The sequence below is a fragment of the Bradyrhizobium sp. NAS96.2 genome (assembly GCF_001908235.1).
GTDB lineage: Bacteria > Pseudomonadota > Alphaproteobacteria > Rhizobiales > Xanthobacteraceae > Bradyrhizobium.
In genome coordinates this window covers 1-22,646 of record NZ_LGHK01000071.1, presented here as the reverse complement: position 1 = coordinate 22,646, position 22,646 = coordinate 1, and the positions used below count along the sequence as shown (strand labels likewise).

Sequence of the window (22,646 nt, the reverse complement as noted above, 5' to 3'; positions counted from 1 at the left end):
CCGGAAGAGTGGAGCCCCCTTCGGGATTGTGCTCAAATGATGCGATAAGATCATCATGCGTCGCCTCGTCATCGCATCATGTTCCCGGGAGTTCACCATGCGCATGATCTTTCGCTGTGATCCGCGGCTTGCCGAGCATCTGCCGCGGCCGTTCCCGGCCCGCAGTGCGTTGCCCGATTGGCTGCGCGCGATGCCGGCGAAGGCGCATTCCGAGATCCACGACCGCGAGATCCGCACGGTCAAGCAATGCCCGCCCTTCGTCGATGCGATGGCCTACGGGGTCATGATCCCGCTGCCTTGCGATATCAGGGTCGAGCACTGTGCGTTCGCATGGGACTGGGACATTCCGGAGCCTGCAACGCAGGGCCATCCGCGCGCGCCGCTCAGCTTCCACCCGCCTGCGCAATTCGCCGGCGCGCCGTTCGCCAACGGGCAGGCCGCGCTGAAATTCAACAGCTTCTGGACCATTGAGCTCGAACCGGGCTGGTCGCTGTTCGTGACGCATCCGGTCAATCGCGACGACCTGCCGTTCCGCCTGATCTCGGGCCTCGTTGACGCCGACCGGTTTCACGACGGCGGGATCAATTTCCCGGCGGTCTGGACCCAGCCTGATTTCGCCGGTGTATTGCCGAAGGGCACGCCGGTCGCGCAGTGCTTCGCCGTGCCGCGCGAGGCCCCCGAACTGGTGTTTGAAGCCTTCGACGACGCACACCGCGAAGCCTATGCGAAAGTGGTCGGCGAGGTGCTGGCCGCGCCCAATGTCTACCGCAAGCACTTCCGCGCCAAGCGCGGCCGGCTAGTTACTTAGCGCCACGCGCAGCGCGCGCTCATCGAGCCACAGGCGGCCGTGCGAGGCCGAGGTCAGCGCCATCGCGATCGATCCGAACAATTTTGGACGCAGGCCGTAGGCGCGCGCAAAGGCCTGCATCGCGGCGTCGGGCTTGCCGCCCTCCTGCAGCGCGATCCCGAGATTGAGTGCCGCCTCGGCATAGTCCGGCTTGATCTCGAGCGCCTTGCGATAGGCGTGTGCCGCGCCATCATGGTCGCGCAGATCCTGCTTTGCCACGCCGAGGTCGAACCACACCGAAGCCGGCGCTGGGCTCGCGGCGGCGCGCGCAAGCAGGCTCGCAGCCTTGGCGAGCTCACCATCCTCCCAGGCCAGCCGCCCGAGCCGCGCATTGGCTTCCTGATGCTCGGGGATGGCCTTGAGGATCGCCTCCCAGGCCTCGCGCGCCTGTCCCTTGCGGCCGGCCAGATCCAGCGTGCGCGCCTTCTCGGCGAAGGCATCGCGCTGCGGTTTCAGCGCGATGGCGCGGTCGAGATGCGCCAGCGCCGCATCGAACTCTCCCTCGGCACGGGCGAGGCGGGCGGCGAGCAGCCGCGCCGCGGCATTGTCGGGGCGCCGGGCCAGGCTGGTCTCGACATGCCTGCGGGCCGGCGCGATCTCGCCTTTGGCAAACAGCACGGCGGCCAGCAGGTGGCTCAGCATCGGCTCGCCGGGCTGACGCGAAAGGCCGCGCTCGCAAAGCGTGATCGCCTCGTCGTGTCGGCCACCGTTGAAGGCCGTAGTGGCGCGTCGAACGATATCCTCGGCGTTGTCCTTGCTCATTCCCGTACGTGACCATCTTCAGGCCGGACCATGCTATGCGGCGCCGGAGAGCATGACCAGCGCCTTACCGTACCGCGGAGCGGTCGGCGGCCGCGCGCATCTGCATGTGCGCCTGGTGCTGCGCCAGCGTCAGTTGCTGGCCGATATGCGACAGCTCGGTCGCGGCGGCTTCGGCGGCCTCGCCGGCGGGCCCGGCGACGCGCGCGAACATCTCGGCCTCATAAGCGGGAACCGCCTCGCGCCAATCTGGCGATCCCACGAGGTGCCCCGCCAGCTCCGCCGCATCCAGCATCGCGGCGTTGACGCCTTCGCCGCCGAACGGCGACATCACGTGCGCGGCGTCGCCGAGCAAGGTGATGCCGGGGCGGTTGGTCCAATGATGCCCGACCGGCAGCGCGTGGATCGGGCGGAGGGCGAACTGATCATTGCTGGTGCGGAACAGGTCGAGCAGGGCGTCGGCCCAGCCGGCGAATTCGCCGAGCAGCGCCTGGCGCATGCCGGATGGCGAGCTGACGTCGAAGCGCCGTTCGGCCCATTCGAGCGGCACGCGGAAGATCGCGTAACCGCGCAGATGGGCGTTGCCGTTGCGCTGGACGATCAGGCTGCGTCCGGCGCTCTCGGCGCCCATCTTGCCACGGCCGACGAGCTGCGAGAGGGCAGGGTGCTTCGCATCGACCTCGTCGATGCCGAACTCGATGAAAGTCAGCCCGCTATATTGTGGCTGATAGAGCGACACCAGTGGCCGCACCCGCGACCACGCGCCGTCGGCGCCAATCACGAGATCGAACGGCCCTTCGCGCGCGTTGTCGAAGACGAGATCGTAACGTCCGTCGTCACGTCGCGTGACCTCGCTCAGGCCGCGATCCCAGCGGACGGTATCCGGCGGCAATGATTGCAGCAGGAGATCGCGGAGCGCGGTGCGGTCGACCTCGGGACGGTCGCCGGTCATGTCGTCGTCCGCGAGCAGCAGCCGGCCGTCGCTGTTGTAAAGCCGGCTGCCCTGGTCCTCGTAACGTGCGATGCGCAGAAAGCCTTCGGTGAGCCCGGCGCGCGCCAGCGCATGCTGGCCGCTCTCGGTGTGCAGGTCCAGCGTGCCGCCTTGCGGCCGCTCAGTGGACGATGTCTCCCGCTCGAACACCGTCGTCGTGACGCCGGCGACATGCAGCAAGCGGCTGAGCGTCAGGCCGCCGGGACCGGCGCCGACGATAGCAATGCGAATTGGTTGCGAACTCATGGACACCACGCCTACATCGGGATAAATAGGTGCCTATCTAGTATAAATAGGAACCTATGTAAATGGTGGTGTCGTGATCGATTGGGATCTGTTCGACCGCCCCGCGCCGCTGGTCAACATGGCTTCGCGCAGCTTCCTGCGGCTCGGCGAGCGGCGGGTGAAGCCGCACGGCTTCAGCATCGGCCAGCTGCCGGTGCTCTATCTGTTGCGTGACGGCAAGGCGATGTCACAGCGCGATCTCGCCCGCGCCGCGAAGGTCGAGCAGCCGTCGATGGCGCAGATCCTGGCGCGGATGGAGCGCGATGGCCTCATCCAGCGCACGCCGATGCCGGGCGATGGCCGCAGCCAGCAGGTCGCGCTGACCAAGGCGGCGAGGGCGAGATTGCCGGCCGCGCGCAAGGCGCTCCACCGCAACCAGGACCAGGCGCTGGCCGGCTTCAGCGCGGCCGAAGCGGCAACGTTGCTCGATCTGCTGCGGCGACTGAATCAAAACCTCGATCGCATGGTCGCCGAAGAAGTGGAGAGCGGAGAGGCGGTCGACGCGTAGGATCGCAGATGCCGCGTGCAAGAAAAGGCCGGGAGCGATCCCGGCCTTTCTGTTCCCGTCATTGCGAGCGAAGCGAAGCAATCCATCGCGCCGCATAATACGAAGCATGGATTGCTTCGTCGCTTCGCTCCTCGCAATGACGATCGCGAGGGAGCGAGGCTGACTTTACTCCGCCGGTTCGGTCGCCTTCAGCGTCGGGTAATCCGTGTAGCCCTTGGCGCCGCCGCCGTAGAAAGTCGCCTTGTCCCACGCATTGAGCGGGGCGCCGGCCTTGAGCCGCTCGACCAGGTCGGGGTTGGAGATGAACGGCTTGCCGAACGCGATCAAATCGGCCGCGCCTGCCTCCAGCACCTTCTCCGCCAGCGCGAAGTCGTAGCCGTTGTTGGCGATGTAAGTCTGCTTGAAGCGCTTGCGCAGCGAGGCGTAGTCGAACGCCACGTTGTCGCGCGGGCCGCCGGTCGCGCCCTCGATGACGTGGATATAGGTCAGCTTCAGCGCGTTGAGCTGGTCGACGATGTGGTCGAACAGCGGCTGCGGATTGGAATCGGAGACGTCGTTGGCCGGCGTCACCGGCGAGATACGAATGCCGGTGCGGTCGGCGCCGGCCTCCTTGGCGACCGCCTTGGAGACTTCCAGCATCAGCTGCGCGCGTTTCTCGATCGAGCCGCCATAGGCGTCGGTGCGCTTGTTGGTGCTGTCCCGGGCGAACTGGTCGAGCAGATAGCCGTTGGCGCCGTGGATCTCGACGCCGTCGAAGCCGGCCGCCAGCGCGTTGGCGGTGCCGCGCTTGAAGTCCTCGATGATCCCGGGGATCTCCGACAGTTCGAGCGCGCGCGGCTCGGACACGTCGGCGAAGGTGCCGTTCACGAAGGTCTTGGTCTTGGCGCGGATCGCGCTCGGCGCCACCGGCGCGCCGCCGTTCGGCTGCAGCGAGGTATGCGAGATGCGGCCGACATGCCAGATCTGGATGAAGATGCGGCCGCCGCGCTCATGCACGCGATCGGTGACCTTGCGCCAGGCTTCGACCTGTTCCTTCGAATAGATGCCGGGCGTGTCCTGATAACCCTGGCCCTGCTGCGAGACCTGGCTCGCCTCGGTGATCAGGAGGCCGGCGGAGGCGCGCTGGCCGTAATAGTCCACCGCGAGCGGGCTCGGCACCATGCCGGGCGGCACCGCACGGTTGCGCGTCAGCGGCGCCATCACCAGGCGGTTCGGCAAGGTCAGCGCGCCCAGCTTGAAGGGCTCGAGGAGTTTGGTCGATTGGCTCATGTGAAATGTTCCAGACAATGATCGATGAGGGAGAGTTGTGCATTGCGGCGACGAGCGCAATGGCCCGTCCGCAGATCAGCCACGCACGATTCCGCCCATGTGGCCGGCATCGAGGAACAGAGTGTGCGCGTTCACGTAGGAGGATTCATTCGAAATCAGGAACAGCGCAGAATAGGCGACCTCCCAGCCGGTGCCCTGGCGGCCGAAAGGCACGGTCACGGCGCGATCCGATCGCCTGCGGCTGGCGTCGCGGCCCATCGGGGTATCCATGAAGCCGGGCGCGATCACATTGCAGCGAATGCCCTTGTCCTCGCCGGCCCGTGCGATCGCCCGTCCGAGCGCGATCTGCGCCGCTTTGGAGGATTCATAGGCCGGGTTGCGGCCGCCGGCGCGCTGGCTCGCCATCGACGAGATCAGGATGATCGCGCCGCCCGGCGCCATCAGCTCGAGCGCCTTCTGCGCGAACAGCATGTGGCTGCGGACATTGACCGCGTAGTCGCGGTCCCAGGCTTCTGCCGTCATCTTGGGCAATGACAGGCCGGAGGAGATGCCGACATTCAGCGCCAGCCCGTCCAGCCCGCCGAGCTTTTGCGCGCAGCGTTCGACCGCAGGCGCGATCGCCGCGACGTCGGAGACGTCGACCACATCGGTGAAGGCCTTGCCGCCTTCTTTTGCGATCTGCGCGACGGTGCCGTCGGCGGCGTCCTTGTTGACGTCGAGGCAGGCGACCGAGGCGCCCTCGCGCGCGAACAGCACGCTCATGGCGCGGCCGTTGCCGATTGGCGGTTCCTCGTCCACGGTTGTGCGCTGTCCCGCGCCGACCACGATGATACGGCGGCCGGCGAGGCGGCCGTGGTTCTTCGCCAATCCCAGCGCTTCGGCGTGCAGCGATGAGGAGGGATCGATGGCTTTCGGTGCGTGGGTTGTGGTCGACATTGGCGTGCTCCCTGACGTCTTGTTGTTGTCAGGGAGCAGTAGCACGGCTGTGCGTGTGAGGCGACGTGTCCGCCGAAGCGCCGGCGAAGGCGTGGCAAATCCCGCCGCAGGGAATATGACGCGCGAAGCGCGTCAGCTCGCGCCGAGGAAATCGCGCTTGCCGACCTCGACGCCGCTGTGGCGCAGGATGCCGTGCGCGGTCACGGCGTGGAAATAGAAGTTCGGGAACGAGAACGCGCTGAGGAATTGCTGACCCTTCAAGGTCATGGTGCGGTCGGGGCCGATCGGGAAGGTGACGTCCCTGGCGTCCGCGCCGTCGAACTGCTCCGGCTTGAACGACTTCACATAGTCGATCGTCTTCGCCAGACGCTGCTTCAGTTCGCCGAAGCTCTTCTCGGTGTCGGGCGTCGACGGCACCTCGCTGTGGGTCAGGCGCGCGCAGCCGCGTGCAGCGTGGTCGCAGACCAACTGGATCTGCTTCGTCAGCGGCAGCATGTCGGGATAGAGCCGCGATGCCAGTAGCACCTCGGGCGCGATCTTCTTCGCTTCGCAATGCGCCTCGGCCTTGGTCAGCTCGCCGGTGAGGCTGCTCAGGATCTGCAAATATGCGGGGACGACGGCGTCATGGAAGGACATGTGATGCTCCCTGGTGCTGATGAAAGTCCGGATGTTACCGAACGGCGATGCTGCAAATGGGGGCGCGATTGGAAGAATACAACTGCGGGGAGCTGTAACACTTGGTCAAATATTTCGCGCAGTCCTTCTCAATCCTGTCATCCCCGCGCAATGGCGTAGCCATTGCGCGGGGATGACAGGGAAAAAGAGGGCGTAGCCCGGATGAAGCGCAGCGCAATCCGGGGAGCCACGTTCGGTCGTCTTCCCGGATTTCGCTTCGCTACATCCGGGCTACGGAAAATGAGAGCGGGATTACCGCGTCGCCGGCATCGTGGCGTCTGCGGTCGGCTGGGTGCGGCCGCCGCCGCGCATCCGTGCGAGCAGCTCCGCGGTCGGCCAGGAATCCGCCGGCAGGCCGTATTTCATCTGCATCGCCTTCACCGCGCTGCGGCTTGCTTGGCCGAGCACGCCGTCGATCTTGCCGACGTCGTAGCCGGCGCGCGCCAAGAGCCCCTGCAACTCCTTGATCTCGCCGAACGGCAACTGCGCGACCGGGGCGTGCGGCCGCTGCATCGGCGGCGCGCCCGCGATGCGGCCGGCGAGATAACCGGCGGTGGTCGAATAAATCAGCGAGTTATTCCATTCGGTGTAGGCGGCGAAATTCGGATAAGCGAGGAACGCTGGACCCATGCGGCCCATCGGCAGCAGTAGCGAGGCCGGCAGCTCGTCATTTGGCAGGGCCTTGCCGTCGCTCAAGATGACGCCGAGCGCAACCCATTTCGAGCGCGGCAGCTTGATCGTGAGGTCGGCCTGGTCCCACGGAAAATTCGCGGCCTGCGGCACGCGCACCTCCTGCAGCCACGGCTCGCCGCGCCGCCACTTCAATCCGTTGGCGATGTAGTTCGCGGTCGAGCCGATCACGTCGGGGCCGCTCGCTAGCAGATTGCGATGGCCGTCGCCATCATAGTCGACGGCATAGTTGAAATAGTGCGTCGGCAGGAATTGCGTTTGCCCGAGTTCGCCGGCCCACGAGCCGATCATCTCGTCGGGCGTCAGGTCGCCGCGCTCGATGATCTTCAGCGCCGCGATGGTCTCGCCCTGGAACATCTCCGAGCGGCGGCAATCATAGGCCAGCGACACCAGCGATTTCAGCGTCGGCAGATTGCCCATCTGGGCGCCGAAATCGCTCTCCAGCCCCCAGAACGCGGCGATGACCGCCGGCGGCACGCCATACTCCTTCTCAGCGCGCGCGAATGCGGCCGCATAGGTCCGGATGTATTGCTGGCCCTGCTGCATGCGATAGTTCGCAGCCATGCGGCCGGCGAACTGGGTGAAGATCTGCCCGAACACGCGCTGGCCGCGGTCGCGGTTGACGATGCCCTGGTCGTAGACGAGGTACGGCGCGGCCTCCGCGATCGTGCGCTGCGAGACGCCGGCGGCGACCGCCTTCTGCTTCAGCTCGGCGAGGAAGCGATCGAAGTTTTGCCCGTTGTGGCAGGACGCAGCCCGCGGTGAGGCCACGGCCGCCGGGCGCGCCCTGGCCGGCGCCGGACCTGCGGGACTGGGCAGCAGCTGCTGTGCATGACCCAGCGAGGAGAGCGCCAGCGCCCCCACGATCGCTGCGATCATGATCGGGGCGCGGAGGGGAGATGCTGGCATCGATATCACCGGCTTGAATAGGGGGATAAAACTCATCCTGCATACACCAGGGCGACACCGGGCAACAACGGGGGCGCCTGTTAGACCAATTGGGCTTCGGCAGGTCGAAGAGCCGCCGCTATGATCGGGCCAGGTGATTCGCGGGCAGGGGTGTCGGCGGATCGATCACGCCCGGAGGGACCCGTGTGGAGTTTTCTCGAGCGTCTGTTGGATTCGTCGACGTTTTCGCCACACGGCATCTGCCTGTTGTGGGAGCCGGAGCTGATCTGGCTGCACGTGATTTCAGACGCCATCATTGCCGCTTCGTATTTCTCGATCCCGTTTGCGCTGGCGATCCTCGTCTCCAAGCGGCGCGACTTCCAGTTCGGCTGGATGGCCTGGCCGTTCGCCGCCTTCATCCTCGCCTGCGGCCTCACGCATGTGTTCTCGATCTACACGCTGTGGGTGCCGATCTACGGTCTCGAAGGCCTGCTCAAGGCGCTGACCGCGATCGCTTCGATCTTCACCGCAGTGCTGCTGTGGCCGCTGATCCCGAAGATCCTGGCGATCCCGACCGAGGCGCAGCTGCGCGAGGCGCATATCGCGCTCGCCGAGGAAGGGCGGCAGCGCCAGCACTCCGAATTCCTGCTCGAGCGCTTCCGCGAGGCAGAGGTCAATGAGAGCAAGATCCGCCAGGCGCAGAAGATGGAAGCCGTCGGCCAGCTCACCGGCGGCATCGCGCACGACTTCAACAACATCCTCACCGTCATCACCGGGACCATCGACATCCTGGCCGAGGCGGTCACCCACAACCGCCAGCTCACCGAGATCACCGCCCTGATCCGCGACGCCGCCGAGCGCGGCGCATCGCTGACGCGGCATCTGCTGGCGTTCGCGCGCAAGCAGCCGCTGCAGCCGAGCGACGTCGACGTCAACGCGTTGATGGTCGACACCATCGAGCTGCTGCGGCCGACCATCGGCGACCATGTCGACATCGATTTTCGTCCGTTGCCCGATCTGCCGCGCGCGCTGGTCGATTCCAACCAGCTGGTCACCGCGATCATCAATCTCGCGCTGAACGCGCGCGACGCGATGCCGAAGGGCGGCAGGCTGCGGATCGAGACCCGCACTGCGGAGCTCAAGCCGTCTGACGTGCACGGCCATGACGGGCTCGCCGCCGGCGACTACGTCGCGACCGCGCTGATCGACAACGGCCAGGGCATCGCGGAAGCCGATCTCGCCAAGGTGTTCGAGCCGTTCTTCACCACCAAGGACGTCGGCAAGGGCACCGGGCTGGGCCTCAGCATGGTCTACGGCTTCGTCAAGCAGTCCAACGGACACATCGTGCTCGACAGCGAACTCGGCCGCGGCACCAAGGTCATGCTGTTTCTGCCGCGCGCGGCGGCGCTCTCGCCGGCCGCGGTGCCCGAGCGTCGGCAGCCGGAGGCGCGCGGCGCGCGGGAGATCGTCCTCGTCGTCGAGGACGACAAGCTGGTGCGCTCTTATGTGCTGACCCAGATCGAGAGCCTCGGCTACACTACGCTGTCGGCCAATAGCGGTGCCGAGGCGCTCGCCGTGCTCGATAGCGGTGCGCCGGTCGATCTCCTGTTCACCGATGTCATCATGCCCGGCGCGATGAACGGGCGCGAGCTTGCCACCGAGGCCGAGCGGCGCCGCCCCGGCCTGCGCGTGCTGTTCACGTCAGGCTACACCGAGAACGCCATCGACCAGGACGGCAAGCTGGAGCAGGGCATCCTGTTCCTCGGAAAACCCTACAGCCGGGCCCAGCTCGCCCGCATGCTGCGGGTTGCGCTGCGCGAGCGGCAGACACGGCTCGCGCAGGAGCCGGCGGAGTAGACGCGCTTCCCTACCGCGCGTAGCCCGGATGAAGCGAAGCGTAATCCGGGATCAGGTCGCAAGGTGAGGCACCGCTCCCGGATTTCGCTGCGCTCCATCCGGGCTACGGATCGGCGCACATGACCAATCGTTAATCCGCGCCGCGTCGCTGCGACGCACTGGTTCCTCTTGCGGCTGCCGCGGCAAAATCCCTACCTCAGCGGCGTCGATTGTGGCAGCATTCCGCCTGCCGTCAGGGAACCACGATGAACTATTTTCGTACCGCGCTCCTGCTTGCCGGCCTCACCGCGCTGTTCATGGGTGTCGGCTATCTGATTGGCGGCGGCACCGGCGCCGTGATCGCGCTGATCGTCGCGGCTGCGACAAATCTGTTCACCTACTGGAATTCCGATCGCATGGTGCTGTCGATGTACGGCGCCCATCAGGTCGACGCGCGCTCGGCGCCGGACCTTTACAATCTCGTCGCCGAGCTCGCGCAGCGCGCGGCGCTCCCGATGCCGCGCGTGTTCGTGATGGACGAGGCGCAGCCCAATGCGTTCGCGACCGGCCGCAATCCCGAGAACGCTGCGGTTGCCGTCACTACGGGGTTGATGCAGCAGCTCAGCCGCGAGGAGCTCGCCGGCGTGATCGCGCACGAGCTCGCGCATATCAAGCATCACGACACGCTGACCATGACGATCACGGCGACGATCGCCGGCGCGATCTCGATGCTGGCGCAGTTCGGGATGTTCTTCGGCGGCAACCGCAACAGCAACGGCCCCGGCATCGTAGGCTCGATTGCGATGATGATCCTGGCGCCGCTCGGTGCCATGCTGGTGCAGATGGCGATCAGCCGCACCCGCGAATACGCCGCCGACAATTATGGTGCGCGTATCGTCGGCCAGCCGATGTGGCTGGCGTCGGCGCTCGCGAAGATCGAGAATTCAGCGCATCAGGTGCCGAACATGGAGGCCGAGCGCAATCCGGCCACCGCGCACATGTTCATCATCAACCCGCTATCGGGCCACGGTGTCGACAATCTGTTCGCGACCCACCCGTCGACCGCGAACCGCATCGCCGCGCTGCAGCAGCTCGCCGCCGAGCTCGCACCCAGACCGCGCCGCGCCCGGCTGGTGCGAGCTATCCGCCGCGCAGCCCTTGGGGCGGAGCTTCAGGCCAGCGCGGGCCGTGGGGTTAGCCGCGATGAAACTGGCTTGAACTGAAGCAGCACATTTCGTTCGCCTCTCCCGCTTGCGGGGGAGGCCGACGCGCGCAGCGCGGCGGGTGGGGGCTCTCTCCACAATGTGACTCGTGGAGAGAACCCCGACCCCAGCCCTCCCCCGGCAAGCGGGAGAGGGAGCGCACCGCCCTTGCGGTCGCCATTCAACTTTATCCAATCCTGCACTAAGCTTGCGAGCTCATCCCACGCTACGCGCTCGCGGCGTCCAGCCGTGCGACCTGGTCCTTGCTCAGCTCGAGCTTCGCCGCCGCAACCAGCGTCGTGACCTGCTCGGGCCTGGTGGCGCTGGCAATCGGAGCGGTGATGCCGGGCTTGGCCATCAGCCAGGCGAGCGCGACCGCGGCCGGCTCCGCGCGGGTCTCGGCGGCGACCTCGTCGAGGCCGGCCAGAATGCGCATGCCGCGCGGGTTCATGTATTTTGGAATGCTGCGCGTCCCGCGCGGGCTCTTGGCGAAGTCGCTCTCCGAGCGATATTTGCCGGTCAGGAATCCCGCGGCCAGCGAGAAGAACGTGATCACGCCGACGTCGTTCTCCACACAGACGCGTTGCAGCGCGCCTTCGTAGCTCGACCGCTCTGTATTCGGGCTGCATGCTCTCGTAGCGGGGAAGGTTGTTCGCTTTGGAAATATCGAGCGCAGCCTGCAGCCGCTCCGGCGAGAAGTTCGAGGCGCCGATCGCCCTTACCTTGCCGGCCTTGATCAGTTTGTCGTAGGCCGCGAGGGTCTCCTCCTGCGCGGTCGTCTCGTCGTCCTTGTGGGACTGGTAGAGGTCGATGTGATCGGTCTGCAGCCGTCGCAGCGAGTCCTCGACGGCGCGCGCGATGTAGTCCGGCTTCAGCCCGACATTGCCGCCTCCCATGTCCATGCCGACCTTGGTGGCGAGGATGACGCGGTTGCGGTTGCCGCGCGCCTTCATCCATTTGCCGATGATCGTCTCGGACTCGCCGCCGTGATGGCCCGGCACCCAGCGCGAATAGACGTCGGCCGTATCCAGGAACGTCAGTCCCTGATCGAGCACGGTATCGAGCAGGCGAAACGACGAGGCTTCGTCGACCGTCCAGCCGAACACATTGCAGCCGAAGCAGAGGGGAGGGACGGTGAGGCCGGAGCGGCCGAGCGGACGATGCTTCATGAGTGTTCTTTCTCTTGTTCTTGCGGGAGACGCGGACACTGAGGCAGATCGCCCGTGTTTGCAAGGCGCTGTGCCGTCACGACAAGCCGAGGCGGAGATGGCGTGAGGTCACGCGCGCGCGTCAGGTCAGGCACGCTGCCCCTCCGAGCTGCATCGATCATCGATCGAGTTATTCGTCGCGCAGGAACGCGATTTCATTTGCCGTGCACTTGATGTAGATTGCGCGGCGAGCTGCCACCGGTTACGCCGAATTCCGGAGAATGAGCGGCAGCGCTCATGGCCATCGGCAGGCCCTTTCTTCTTCATTTCAGTACGAAATCTTCTTCTGCCCTGGGCGACGCCCGGGTGAATGCCTTTTCATTCCCAGACAAAGATGGAGGGATTGCCATGCATTTCTGCCTCTCAGGGGAATACACGCCGCGTGCGATCAACAACATCCTGGAGAACCCGACCACCAATCGATTGGAGGCGGCCAAGAAGTTGATCGAGGCGGGCGGCGGCAAATTGATTTCGATGTACAGCATGGCGGCCGACGGCCCCAGCGTGATGGTGATCTTCGACGTTCCGGATCCGACCGTCGCGCCTGCCATCACCGGCATCGTCGTCGCGGCTGGCGCCATCCAGAACGTGAAGCTGGTCCGGCTGTTTACCCAGGACGAGATCAAGGTCGTGCGTCAGCACGCGGCCAAGCTCAAGGCTGCCTATTCGCCGCCGGGCAGCTGACGGCCACGGACGACCAAACGCGGCGCAGATCGATCTGATGTCACTCTCGCGCGGCGGCGCTTCGCAGCGTTCCGCGCGGAGGCGGGGGCCGTTGCGCGCCGCTGATCCGGGGCGCGTCAACGGATGGGCATTAGCTCGGGCGGATGTCGCGCGCGCATGCTGGCTCGCATTAGCCCCGGCCGGTTGTGCTGTCGCGCGACGTCCGCTCCCTCGCTCGCAGCGCGTAGCCGCGCCGCTGCGGCACCTGACTCACGCCGGCGTCGCGGCCGCTGGCGTGTCAGCTGGAGTCCGATGATTCCTCTTCCGCCTCCGCCTTAGGCGGCCAGGCGCCGCGCCGGACCAGCGCCTCGTGCAGCAGCTTTTCGATCTGGCCCTGGCGCGAGCGGAATTCCGCGGTCGCCAGCCGGTCGAGGATGTCGAGCAGCGGGCTGCCGAGCCGCAGCAGGATCGGCTCCTTGTCCGGCCCCTTGGGGCGCCCGCGCTTAGGCATACAGCGTCCCGGTGTTGACGACCGGCGTTGCATCCTTGTCGGAGACCAGCACGACCAGCAGGTTCGACACCATGGCCGCCTTGCGTTCGGGGTCGAGATCGATGTCGGTCTGCTCCTTCAGCTTGTCGAGCGCTTCCTTGACGATGTCGACCGCGCCTGAGACCACGAGTTTGCGCGCGGCGATGACCGCGCTCGCCTGCTGGCGGCGCAGCGTCACCGGGGCGATCTCCGGCGCGTAGGCGAGATGGTTGATCCACGCTTCGTTGATGGTCACGCCGGCCACCGCAAGACGCTCCTTGAGTTCGACGATCAACTCGTTGGTGACCTGGTCGCCGCTCTCGCGCAGCGACAGCGTGCGCGCAGCCACCTGGTCGTGGCTGACGGCCTCGTCGGGACCGGCATGCGTAACCGCCTCGTCGAAATCATAGGGATGGCGGCCGGCGATGTGGCGCAGAGCCGATTCCGTCTGCGCGCCGACGAAGTCGGCATAGTCGTCGATCTGGAAGATCGCCTTGGCGCTGTTGTCGACACGCCAGACCACCACGGCGCCGATCTCGATCGGGTTGCCGATCAAATCGTTGACCTTCAGCTTGCCGCATTCATGGTAGCGGACGCGTTGCGATACTTTCGCGATCTTGAACAACGGCACGGTGGCCCGCAGCCCCGGTGCGGAATCCGTGCCGGCATAGGCGCCGAACAATGTCAGCACCGCGCTCTCGTTCGGCTGCAGCGAATAGATCGACGAGCCGAACAGGATGGCGACTATCAGGGACAGCAGCGCGCAGAGCAGCGACCAGGTCGAGGCATGGAGATCGCCGTAGGCGTTCCGCGTGAATGCGCCGTAGGCGATCCAGACGGTGAGCACGAGAAAGATCAGCGCGAGCAGAAGCGCGACATAGCCGCTGCCGACGAGAATGGCCGGGCGGTCGTCGACCCTGACCTTGATCGTGGAAAGGCCTGAAGCGGAATGGTCTTGCATGGTCATGGGAGCAAACCCCTGATGCATCCAGCATAATTGCTGATATTTTTTGATATCTTAAAATAGGATCATGCGAAAGAAGGCGATCGCCGACGTTGCCGCGATGAAGCGATTTCCTAGCCAAAACAATCATATAGACGGCCGCCAACAGGGCCTCGGGGAAGGCGAGGCTGGCCCGGCAAGCGGTCGCGAACATGCGTTAGCAAGCCTTTCCCAAGCCGGGATGCGTGCATTCCGGCGCGCTGCCGCTGACAAATTGCCTGTTCGAAAAACCGGCCACACGCGCGAAATGGGGAGGTATCTCAGTTTGAAATTTGTAGTTCGTTGCCGTGTTTCTGAACATTAGAGTGGCTTGGCAAAGGAGAGGACGAGTGAATACGGCGGAGCGGGTCATTCACTTCCTGCGTAAGCGGGCCGGTCATTATTTTTGCGACGATTGCATTGTTCAGGAGCTGCGGCTTTCTAATCCCATCACAAGGCTCACCGATCAACTCGGGAGAGGTTCGAACCTGCAAGGGGTTCGCAATCGGCGCGAGTTAGCAATCTGTAGCCGATGCTCCGAACACAAGCTTTCGACCATGTTTTGGTCCGAGAAAAATCTTCCCAAATTTTCAAGCTGAGACACGACCAGAAATGAAGTAGAGAGTGCGGTGTCTGTACAGACATCGCTGGCGTGCGGTTTGCGCGGCGGCGTCGGGCGGGGTTGGGGTCTGAGGGTGCGTCACCTGGATTCGATTGTTGGCTTCGCGGCATCGGCGACGCGCGCGAAATTGCCTGTCCGCATGATCCGGCTGGCCTGCGGTATCGTGATCGGTTGCGCGCTCACCGGCTTGTTGCCGCGCGAGGCCGCGGCGCAGGTGCCATTCTCGCCGTTCCAACCGGTGCGGCAGATCGAGGCAGCGAAACCGCTGGCGCGCGACGTCGACGGCCCGCCTGCCGTCAGCCAGCGGCTCGACGGCACCGCGTTCTTTGTCGACGATCTCGGCCACATGCTGACCGCGCGTCACGCGGTCGCGGACTGCGCCCGCATTGTCGTCAGCAAGGAGGGCCGCGCCGTTGCAGCGCGCGTGGTGGCGCTGGCTGCGAGCGACATTGCCCTGATCAAAGTTCCGCGCACGCTGGGCCTCGCAGCGGTATTTCCACGCGCCAGCGCGTCCGTCGCCAACGACATGGTGTTTGCCGAGGCCTATGACCGGCTGAAGCCGATGCTCGCGCATGGCGGATCCCTCGGCAATGCGTTCGTCGACACCACGCTCCGCGATCCCGAGCATCTCGTGCTGCGCTCGAATGTCACCTTTGGCACCAGCGGTGCGCCGGTGCTGGATTCCCGCGGCCTCGTCGAAGGGGTGGTGAGCCGCAGGACCACGATCGATCGCGTGCTGGCGGTCGATGCCGCGCACGCCAAGTCCTTTCTTGCCACGCATGGCGTGCGCTTCCAGGAGGACGACCGGCCGCAGATGAGCGGCACCGCGTCACGCGCGCATCGCGCCGCCAGCATCTCGGCGCGCGTCACATGCCTGCAACAATGAGCGACTAGTTGCTCCCGCGGACGCTCTCGCGTCGTCCTGTCAGCCTGCTGTCTGCGGTCAACCCTTGTCCAGAACCATGCTCATTCTGCGGGGCACGCTCGTGCTCTCGTTCGGCCTGCTGGTCTTCTCCCCGGCGCCAGGCCATGCTGAAGACTTTCGCAATCCCGAACAGGCGCCGCCGTCATGGGCGCAGTTCGCCAAGCTGGTCAAATACCGGTTCGAGGAATGGATCGCGGCCGACGAGACGGTCGCCAATCGCTTCCGCAACTGGGTGATCGAGCATTCCGGCAAGGAGAACGGGCCGCCGCCGACGCTCGTGGTGCGTGCCTGGCTCAACCCGGACGGCACCGTCGAGCGCGTCAATTTTCCCGCCTTCAACGACGCCGGCGCGACCGAGGATCTGCGCACCATCCTAAAGCGCGGCAATGTCGGCGAGGCACCGCCGCCCGAGATGTTACAGCCGCTCAACCTGCGCTTCTCGCTCAATCTGCGTAAACCTTGAGCTGCTTCAATCGGGCGGTGTCGCCGCGAGCTGCATCAGCGCAGTTCGCTGCAACGCGCTACCTAGCGAGTGCGCGACGGCACAAGTTGGCCAAACCAGCGCAAGTAGCAAGTGAAGGCGCGGAGACCGGCGATATCGATTCGCACCGGGGGTCTGGAGAATTGCCCACTACTTCCAGCGAAGTAGTCTCTGCTGTGGCCTTGCAACTTGCGGAAACTATTGGTCAAATGCTGCTCTGTTGGCGACCCTTCTTCTAAGGCTAGGTCCGATGACGTCGTCTCTGGATGCATCCTTCGCTCGCGCTGCCGCGCTGATTGCAGATATCGAACCGCGGTTGTCGAATATACAAACCGAGGAAGACGCCAAGCTTCAGCTGATTGTTCGATTTCTCACCGAGATCCTAGGTTGGGATCATGCTGATCTCCCAGCCGAGCGGAAGAACGATAACGGTTATTCAGACTATTTGGTTTGTGATGCGAGCCGGCCAGTCTTCCTAGTAGAAGCAAAGCGCCAAGGAAAGCTCGAACTCGCCACCAGTGCGACAAGCAAGCAAATATACAAGATTTCCGGGCCGGCTCTGAAACCTTGCTTGGGCGCGATCGAGCAGGCGGCTTCTTATTGTGCTCCGGAAGGTATACAGCTGGCGGTCGTGACCGACGGCAACACTTGGATATTCTTCAAGCCGTTTATTCCTGGCGAGAATTACAAGTCGAAGGAAGCTATCGTCTTTCCTGGCCTTCAATCAATCATCTCAGATTTTGCAACATTCTTTGAATTGGTTTCGAAAGCGGGCATTCGGGAAGCTCATTACAAGCACATATTCGACAAGATACATGATCCGCGCCTGCTCCTAACGACGGGATTGCACGCTCTCTACGGAGAATCTGACGTCCACCCTGAGTACAAGTCGAAGATCGCTTTCGACTTGGACAATATCTTTAGTTCGTTTTTTACTGGCTTGGTCGGAGATGCTGATCCCGACATGTTGGTTGAATGCTTCGTTGAGACAAAGGAGAGCAGGATCGCTGATTTTGCTCTTGAGAAGCTAGCCACGTACGTACTTGGTAACATCAATCCGCCAGACCGCGAGGTGGACGAGAGTCTCGAGCAATTGATCGCGAGCACCATTTCTGACAAGCACGGCGATACAGTTTTTATCGTTGGCCCATCCGGAGCAGGGAAGACGACCTTTTTAGAAAGATTCTTTCGATCAACACTTCCGAAAGCTATTAGAGAGCGATGTATCGTCATTAACGTAAACGCTCTAGACGCCACCGGCGACGCGGGTGCGTCGCTGGGTTGGTTTACTAACAATGCGATCGCCAAGATCGAGGCTCAGTTATATCCAAAAGGATATCCGGACTGGGACCAGCTTCTCGGATTATACTTCTTCGACTATCGCCGCCGGAGCGAAGGAGTTGATGCAGAGCTTTACAGGCAAGACAAGGAAGCCTTTAAGCGCAAGTTCGGCGAGTATATGGATGAGCAAGTCGAGAAAGACCGAGAAGGCTATCTCAGAAGGCTGCTGATCGATATCGTTGAGAGTAGAAAATGTCTGCCCATCTTCGTTGTCGACAATACGGATGAATTCTCACTGTCGTACAAGGAAGCGTTGTTTCAGTACTTTCAGGCCCTGCGACGCCATGTAACCCATTGCTTGCTTCTGTTTCCCTTGACGGATCGGTCAGCATGGTCTTTCTCGAAGACTGAGATATTCAATATTTATTCCTCGAGATCGTACTTCCTTCCTACGCCCCCGCCACGAGAGATATTCCGAAAACGCCTTGCCTATCTCCGGGCTAAATTGAAACCGGCCGGTAAGACGACTGGGTATTATGAAGCGGGCAGTTTGCGAATAAGGCTTGAAAGTCTGGAGGCATTCGCCTCGGCAATCGAGGATAATTTTGTTCTTCAAGACTATATCTCCGGTCGGCTAGGAAGCCTTGCGAACTACAACATACGCAAAACGCTTGGGTTAGCACGACGGGTAATTACTTCCGCGGCCCTAAACATTGAGGATCTTCTTAGGTCGTATGTTGCAGGCAAACAGGAGCCGTTGTCGGCTGACAAATTCATACGTGCATTGATTTTGGGCGATTATAATTTCTACAAGCGCGGCGATTCACATTCTATCTTCCCGATTTTTGATGTCAGCGCTGACATCGCTCAATCTCCGCTTACCCAGGTTAGGATGCTTGCTTTGTTGAAGGCTACTCACGATGCGAGGTCGTCGGACGATAGCAGGTATTTGTCCGTGGCCTCTATATCGCAATATTTCGATGGAATAGGGTATGCGGAGACAGCCGTCGATGGCGCACTTTCGGCGCTAATGGAGGCTTCCCTCATTGAGCCTCACGATCCGTCAATAGGTGGTTTAGCGTTGGCGCAACGTGTTGCGATTACTCATAGTGGACTGACGCATCTAGAATTGGCTCTTTATAATCCGGTCTTCTTCGGCGAGTTGGCTCTGACCGCGCTGATGGCTAATGCGGATGCTGCGAAGCAAGTGCGTTCCATTTATGAAGCACCAGAAGCGCGAACATTTAAATTGCGGAGAGTGCGTGAAGCCTTTGCTTCGTTTCTTCTTGAGGAAGATGAGAGGTTCGGACGCGTTCCCGACTCTGTTCAGTACCGTGTGCAGAAGGCAATTTCAGCTGATATTAGAAAGTTTTCGGGTGGGACTTCGGAAGCTGAGCTTTCAAGTCGTGACGCGGTCGCGGCTAGTGCACGAGCCGGAATCGTCGCAACGCGAGCGAATGGCGTTGTCGACTGGTTTGATCACGTAAAGGGATACGGCTTTGTAAATGTGGAGGATCTGGGGCAGTCGGCATTTCTGCACGTATCTGTTCTTGAAAAATCTGGTCTTGAAACTGTTCATGACGGCGATGCACTGATTGTCGATGTGTCGAGAAATCAGAAAGGAATTGCAGTTTCCCAGGTTCACAAGGCTGATACTCCCTCTACTAAGCTAATGGATGCGGTGGTCGTGAAAATGTTCGAGGAGAGAGGGTACGGATTTGTTTATGTGCCCAGCTTGAGTCGCGATGCCTTCTTCCACGTCTCAATCCTACCTGAGGAGGATCGGGCGGCAATCGCTGTCGGTGAAACACTGCAGGTCGAGATAAATGTGGATGCCAAGGGGCGAGGATTGCAAGTGAGGCGGGTCGCTAGAACATCGGAAGTTGGGGCTGGGGATACCGGCAACGAGCCTCCGGAATCAGTCTAGCTGCGACGGCTCAGCGGACAACCGGCAAACCCGGAGCGGCTTCAATCGCGCGCCACCAGTGCGAGCTCCAGCAGCGCAAGCCGTTGCAACGCGGCGACCTCGCGCTCGCCATCGTTTGCGGTGCGCAGGATCGACTCGGTGATCAGGTTGATGTGGGACGTGTTGACCGGATCGGACAACGTCGCAACCGACAATTCCAGCGCCCGCGTCATCAATTCGATGACCTGGGCGAAAACACCGCATCGGCAGATTCTTCATTGATCGGAACCTCGCGCAGATATTCATGAAATCGCCCCGCAGAACGACAACGCGGGGGTGGATTCGACAGTTCCGGCTCGGCGGTGCAGGCACGCGGGCCGCGCCCCCGAAGTACCTGCGATGTGAGCACGTCGAAGAAGCCGACGAGGGCAGAGGGGGCGCACGTCACCCCACCGCCCCGGGCTATTCTGTACTTGGATCGACATGACTTGGATCGAGTTGGCGATCCAAGGGCTCGCCAACCTTACAGGCGGCCGTCATGGCGACACTGAGCTGCTGAGGCTGACGAAGATCATCCGCATTGCCGCCAAAGCTTTCCGACAAGAGTGAACAAGAAGCCAAGACGTTGGACTCAGCCAACTCGCTGGACCGGACGGCGTGGCCGTCGTCGGCCGCAGCCAGTATTCCTCATACCAGTCAGGCTGGACCTGGAATGCGCCCACTGTCTGTTCGTTCATCCCGCCAGGGCTCTTTGGTGCCGGCATGATGCGGCCTCTTTGCAATGCTGATCGCTGACGTTGCCCGAAGCCGGGCATCGCTGCTCATGGGGGATAGACGGCACCCCGCGGGTCGGTCGCGCGATGCGAGGCGACGTAGTCGATCTCACCGCGCGCAATCCCGATATCCCTGAGCTCACGGTCGCTGAGATTGGTCAGGCGGTCCCGTAACTGCACGCGGAGCTCCCAATCCAGGAGGGCGGCCCAGTACCTGCCGATGACTGCAAAGCGCGAACGTGCCGGCGCAATCGCTTGCGGCGATCCGGCGACATTGTAGGGCGTATCCATTGGACATCTCCCGGCGGCTTGTCTCTGCATCACGGTGGCAGGACGCCGGCAGGTCCGCTTGACATCTCGCTTACATTTTCCTCACCGGCGGCTTACTCTTTCAGCGCCGGCCCGCACGAGAGCGCCCCAAGGGCGAGCGGACGGCCATTTGGGGAATGGTGCCTTGCGCTATTTCTTCGAAGATTATTCGCTGGATACCGAGCGGCGCGAGCTGCGACGCGGGTTCGAGGTTGTCCCGACGACGCGGCAAGTTTTCGCGCTGCTTGATTATTTGATCCGCAACAGCGATCGCGTCGTCAGCAAGGACGATCTTGTCGACGCGATCTGGGATGGACGCGCCGTTTCCGATGCGGCGGTGACGACGCGGCTGAACGTTGCCCGGCACGCAATCGGCGATTCCGGGCAAGCGCAACGCCTGATCAGGACGCTGCCGCGGCAAGGCTTCCGCTTTGTGGGCGTCGTGCAACGGGCGCAGGATGCTCCGGCCGGTTCGCCAGCCACGGCTCTGGACGGCAAGAACGCAAGTCCACTCGTTGGTCCGGAATGGCTGCCCCACCGCGAGATCCGGAGCGAGGTGGACGCGCCGTCCGGCGCTCCAGGCAGCCTGCCGTCCGTCGCGGTGCTGCCGTTTGCCAATCTGTCAGGGGACAAGGAGCAGGACTATTTCAGCGACGGCATCACCGAAGATATCATCACCGAGCTGTCACGCTTCTCTGAGCTGTTCGTCATCGCCCGCAACTCGTCCTTCACGTACAAGGGCAAGGCCGTCGACATCCGTCAGATCGGCCGGGAGCTTGGTGTGCGCTACCTGCTTGAAGGCAGTATTCGGCGTGACGGAGCGCAGGTACGGATCACGGCACAGCTGATCGATGCCCTGACCGGGGCGCATCGTTGGGCAGAGCGCTACGATCGCGAGTTGGAGGACATCTTTGCGGTCCAGGAGGAGGTGGCGCGTACCATCGTCGCCGTGCTCGCCGACCATGTGTATGTGGCGGAGCTCGAGCATGCCAAGCGCAAGCCGACGGAGAATCTGGGCGCTTACGATCTCTATCTTCGCGGAATGGCGGAAACCTACAAATGGACCAAGGAGGGGAATGAAGCGGCGCTCCGCCTGTTCTACAGGGCGATTGAACTTGATCCCGAATTCCCGACGCCTTATGGCGCTGCGGCGATGCGCTTAGCCGTGCGCAAGGGGTTCGGCTGGATCGTCGATCGTGATCAGGAGATCGCTGAAGTCAGAAGGCTGGCCCGCTGCGTGATGCAACTGGGCAAGAACGACGCGATTGCATTCGTGCACATCGGGCATGCGTTGGGCTACGTCGCCAAAGACCTCGATGACGGCGTCGCCATGATTGATCGCGCACTGGCGCTGAACCCGAACCTCGGCGCCGCGTGGGCACATAGCGGCTGGCCGCGGCTGTGGCTCGGAGATGCAGACCTCGCCATTGAGCACTTTGCACGCGCCATGCGGCTGAGCCCCGTCGATCCGGGTAAGTTCTGGCCGCAGGAAGGCACAGCCCATGCTCATTTCTTTGCCGGCCGCTACGACGAAGCGTTCGCCTGGGCGGCGACGGCGTTGCGAAGCCGGCCGGATAGCCACGCCGCGCTGCGTATCGGTGCCGCAAGCGGCGTGCTTGCCGGACGCTGCGACGAGGCAAGGAGACTGGCAGCGCGATTGCACGAGATCGACCCGGCGCTACGCCCTTCGACCCTGACCACCGTGCTGGGTCCGTACCGGAACCCCGACGACGTGGCGAAGTATGCGGATGCGTTACGGCGGGCGGGTTTGCCTGGCTGATGACGTGCTTCATCGCTGTACCGCTCGGTCTAAGCACGGCTGTCTCTGGAATGCTGGATCACCCGCACACGCGGTGATGACACCGCGTTGTGCGTCATCTTGGAGCGGGAGCCATCCCCGGTGTCGTCCTGGCGAAGCAGGCCGTGCAAAAACCACGCTCTGATGGTGGATTTTGGCGGCTGAGATTGATTCGGGGGGACGATGGGACACGTCATTGGGCGATCGCGGTATCAGGCGACGCTGTATCCCGAGACGCTGGACGAGGTGATCGCAGCGGACAGTGCGGTGCGGGTGATCGACG

At 63.2% G+C, this 22,646-nt stretch carries 19 protein-coding genes and 2 pseudogenes; 10 read left to right on the top strand and 11 right to left on the bottom strand.

Annotated features, from left to right (window positions below; all coding sequences use genetic code 11):
• Positions 1 to 97: 97 nt before the first annotated feature.
• Positions 98 to 808, top strand: a complete 711-nt coding sequence (locus AC628_RS16460) for a hypothetical protein (RefSeq protein ID WP_074127826.1) — start codon at positions 98 to 100, stop codon at positions 806 to 808.
• Here the strand turns inward: AC628_RS16460 and AC628_RS16455 are convergent.
• Both AC628_RS16455 and AC628_RS16450 read right to left on the bottom strand, forming a co-directional pair.
• Positions 797 to 1,609: a tetratricopeptide repeat protein gene (locus tag AC628_RS16455; protein WP_074127825.1), complete on the bottom strand. Its 813-nt coding sequence runs from the start codon at positions 1,607 to 1,609 to the stop codon at positions 797 to 799. The two genes, AC628_RS16460 and AC628_RS16455, sit on opposite strands and share 12 nt — an antisense overlap.
• Before the next feature lie 64 nt (positions 1,610 to 1,673).
• A complete protein-coding gene (locus tag AC628_RS16450) occupies positions 1,674 to 2,843 on the bottom strand; it encodes an FAD-dependent oxidoreductase (RefSeq protein ID WP_074127824.1) in 1,170 nt (389 codons plus the stop codon).
• A gap of 76 nt (positions 2,844 to 2,919) precedes the next feature.
• On the opposite strand from AC628_RS16450, the gene AC628_RS16445 reads away from it, so the two are divergent.
• Complete coding sequence (locus AC628_RS16445; RefSeq protein ID WP_502689744.1) at positions 2,920 to 3,390, top strand: MarR family winged helix-turn-helix transcriptional regulator; 471 nt, start codon at positions 2,920 to 2,922, stop codon at positions 3,388 to 3,390.
• Between the two features lie 165 nt (positions 3,391 to 3,555).
• On the opposite strand, the gene AC628_RS16440 is transcribed toward AC628_RS16445, so the two are convergent.
• From AC628_RS16440 to AC628_RS16425, 4 genes are all read right to left on the bottom strand, one after another.
• The gene (locus AC628_RS16440; RefSeq protein WP_074127820.1) at positions 3,556 to 4,659 is read right to left on the bottom strand and encodes an alkene reductase; all 1,104 of its coding nucleotides are present in this window, start codon (positions 4,657 to 4,659) and stop codon (positions 3,556 to 3,558) included.
• A 75-nt stretch (positions 4,660 to 4,734) separates the two neighbouring features.
• A complete protein-coding gene (locus AC628_RS16435) occupies positions 4,735 to 5,595 on the bottom strand; it encodes an SDR family NAD(P)-dependent oxidoreductase (RefSeq protein ID WP_074127819.1) in 861 nt (286 codons plus the stop codon).
• 132 nt (positions 5,596 to 5,727) lie between these two features.
• Positions 5,728 to 6,231 (bottom strand): DUF1993 domain-containing protein, encoded by a 504-nt coding sequence (locus AC628_RS16430; protein WP_074127818.1) that lies wholly within the window; start codon positions 6,229 to 6,231, stop codon positions 5,728 to 5,730.
• A gap of 291 nt (positions 6,232 to 6,522) precedes the next feature.
• Complete coding sequence (locus AC628_RS16425) at positions 6,523 to 7,839, bottom strand: lytic murein transglycosylase (RefSeq protein ID WP_074127816.1); 1,317 nt, start codon at positions 7,837 to 7,839, stop codon at positions 6,523 to 6,525.
• A gap of 213 nt (positions 7,840 to 8,052) precedes the next feature.
• Between AC628_RS16425 and AC628_RS16420 the strand changes: the two genes are divergently transcribed.
• Together AC628_RS16420 and htpX are read left to right on the top strand one after the other, a co-directional pair.
• Positions 8,053 to 9,705, top strand: a complete 1,653-nt coding sequence (locus AC628_RS16420) for an ATP-binding protein (protein WP_245321198.1) — start codon at positions 8,053 to 8,055, stop codon at positions 9,703 to 9,705.
• 245 nt (positions 9,706 to 9,950) lie between these two features.
• A pseudogene (gene htpX, locus AC628_RS16415) lies at positions 9,951 to 10,882 on the top strand (zinc metalloprotease HtpX).
• A gap of 230 nt (positions 10,883 to 11,112) precedes the next feature.
• Here htpX and AC628_RS16410 read toward each other — a convergent pair.
• Positions 11,113 to 12,055 (bottom strand): annotated as a pseudogene (locus tag AC628_RS16410) (aldo/keto reductase).
• Between the two features lie 276 nt (positions 12,056 to 12,331).
• Between AC628_RS16410 and AC628_RS16405 the strand changes: the two are divergent.
• Complete coding sequence (locus tag AC628_RS16405) at positions 12,332 to 12,778, top strand: GYD domain-containing protein (protein ID WP_245321197.1); 447 nt, start codon at positions 12,332 to 12,334, stop codon at positions 12,776 to 12,778.
• Positions 12,779 to 13,055: 277 nt separating this feature from the next.
• On the opposite strand, the gene AC628_RS16400 is transcribed toward AC628_RS16405, so the two are convergent.
• Both AC628_RS16400 and AC628_RS16395 read right to left on the bottom strand, forming a co-directional pair.
• Positions 13,056 to 13,268, bottom strand: a complete 213-nt coding sequence (locus AC628_RS16400; protein ID WP_074127812.1) for a hypothetical protein — start codon at positions 13,266 to 13,268, stop codon at positions 13,056 to 13,058.
• A complete protein-coding gene (locus AC628_RS16395) occupies positions 13,261 to 14,253 on the bottom strand; it encodes an SPFH domain-containing protein (protein WP_074127811.1) in 993 nt (330 codons plus the stop codon). Before AC628_RS16395 ends, AC628_RS16400 begins: the two co-directional genes overlap by 8 nt.
• 64 nt (positions 14,254 to 14,317) lie before the next feature.
• Between AC628_RS16395 and AC628_RS42945 the strand changes: the two genes are divergently transcribed.
• From AC628_RS42945 to AC628_RS16380, 4 genes are all read left to right on the top strand, one after another.
• Positions 14,318 to 14,593 carry a hypothetical protein gene (locus tag AC628_RS42945; RefSeq protein ID WP_143201639.1) on the top strand — a complete coding sequence of 92 codons (276 nt, stop codon included), beginning with the start codon at positions 14,318 to 14,320 and terminating at the stop codon, positions 14,591 to 14,593.
• 370 nt (positions 14,594 to 14,963) lie between these two features.
• Positions 14,964 to 15,776 (top strand): S1 family peptidase, encoded by an 813-nt coding sequence (locus AC628_RS16390; RefSeq protein ID WP_245321196.1) that lies wholly within the window; start codon positions 14,964 to 14,966, stop codon positions 15,774 to 15,776.
• Positions 15,777 to 15,852: 76 nt separating this feature from the next.
• A complete protein-coding gene (locus tag AC628_RS16385; RefSeq protein ID WP_074127810.1) occupies positions 15,853 to 16,278 on the top strand; it encodes a hypothetical protein in 426 nt (141 codons plus the stop codon).
• Positions 16,279 to 16,546: 268 nt separating this feature from the next.
• Positions 16,547 to 19,504, top strand: coding sequence for a cold shock domain-containing protein (locus AC628_RS16380; protein WP_074127809.1), 2,958 nt, complete (start codon positions 16,547 to 16,549; stop codon positions 19,502 to 19,504).
• A gap of 41 nt (positions 19,505 to 19,545) precedes the next feature.
• On the opposite strand, the gene AC628_RS44025 is transcribed toward AC628_RS16380, so the two are convergent.
• Positions 19,546 to 19,716, bottom strand: coding sequence for a hypothetical protein (locus AC628_RS44025; RefSeq protein WP_168193388.1), 171 nt, complete (start codon positions 19,714 to 19,716; stop codon positions 19,546 to 19,548).
• Positions 19,717 to 20,304: 588 nt separating this feature from the next.
• Positions 20,305 to 20,547, bottom strand: a complete 243-nt coding sequence (locus tag AC628_RS16375) for a DUF1127 domain-containing protein (RefSeq protein ID WP_074127808.1) — start codon at positions 20,545 to 20,547, stop codon at positions 20,305 to 20,307.
• A 163-nt stretch (positions 20,548 to 20,710) separates the two neighbouring features.
• Here AC628_RS16375 and AC628_RS16370 point away from each other — a divergent pair, with 163 nt between their 5' ends.
• Positions 20,711 to 22,345, top strand: coding sequence for a winged helix-turn-helix domain-containing tetratricopeptide repeat protein (locus AC628_RS16370; RefSeq protein ID WP_074127807.1), 1,635 nt, complete (start codon positions 20,711 to 20,713; stop codon positions 22,343 to 22,345).
• Positions 22,346 to 22,646 lie beyond the last annotated feature (301 nt).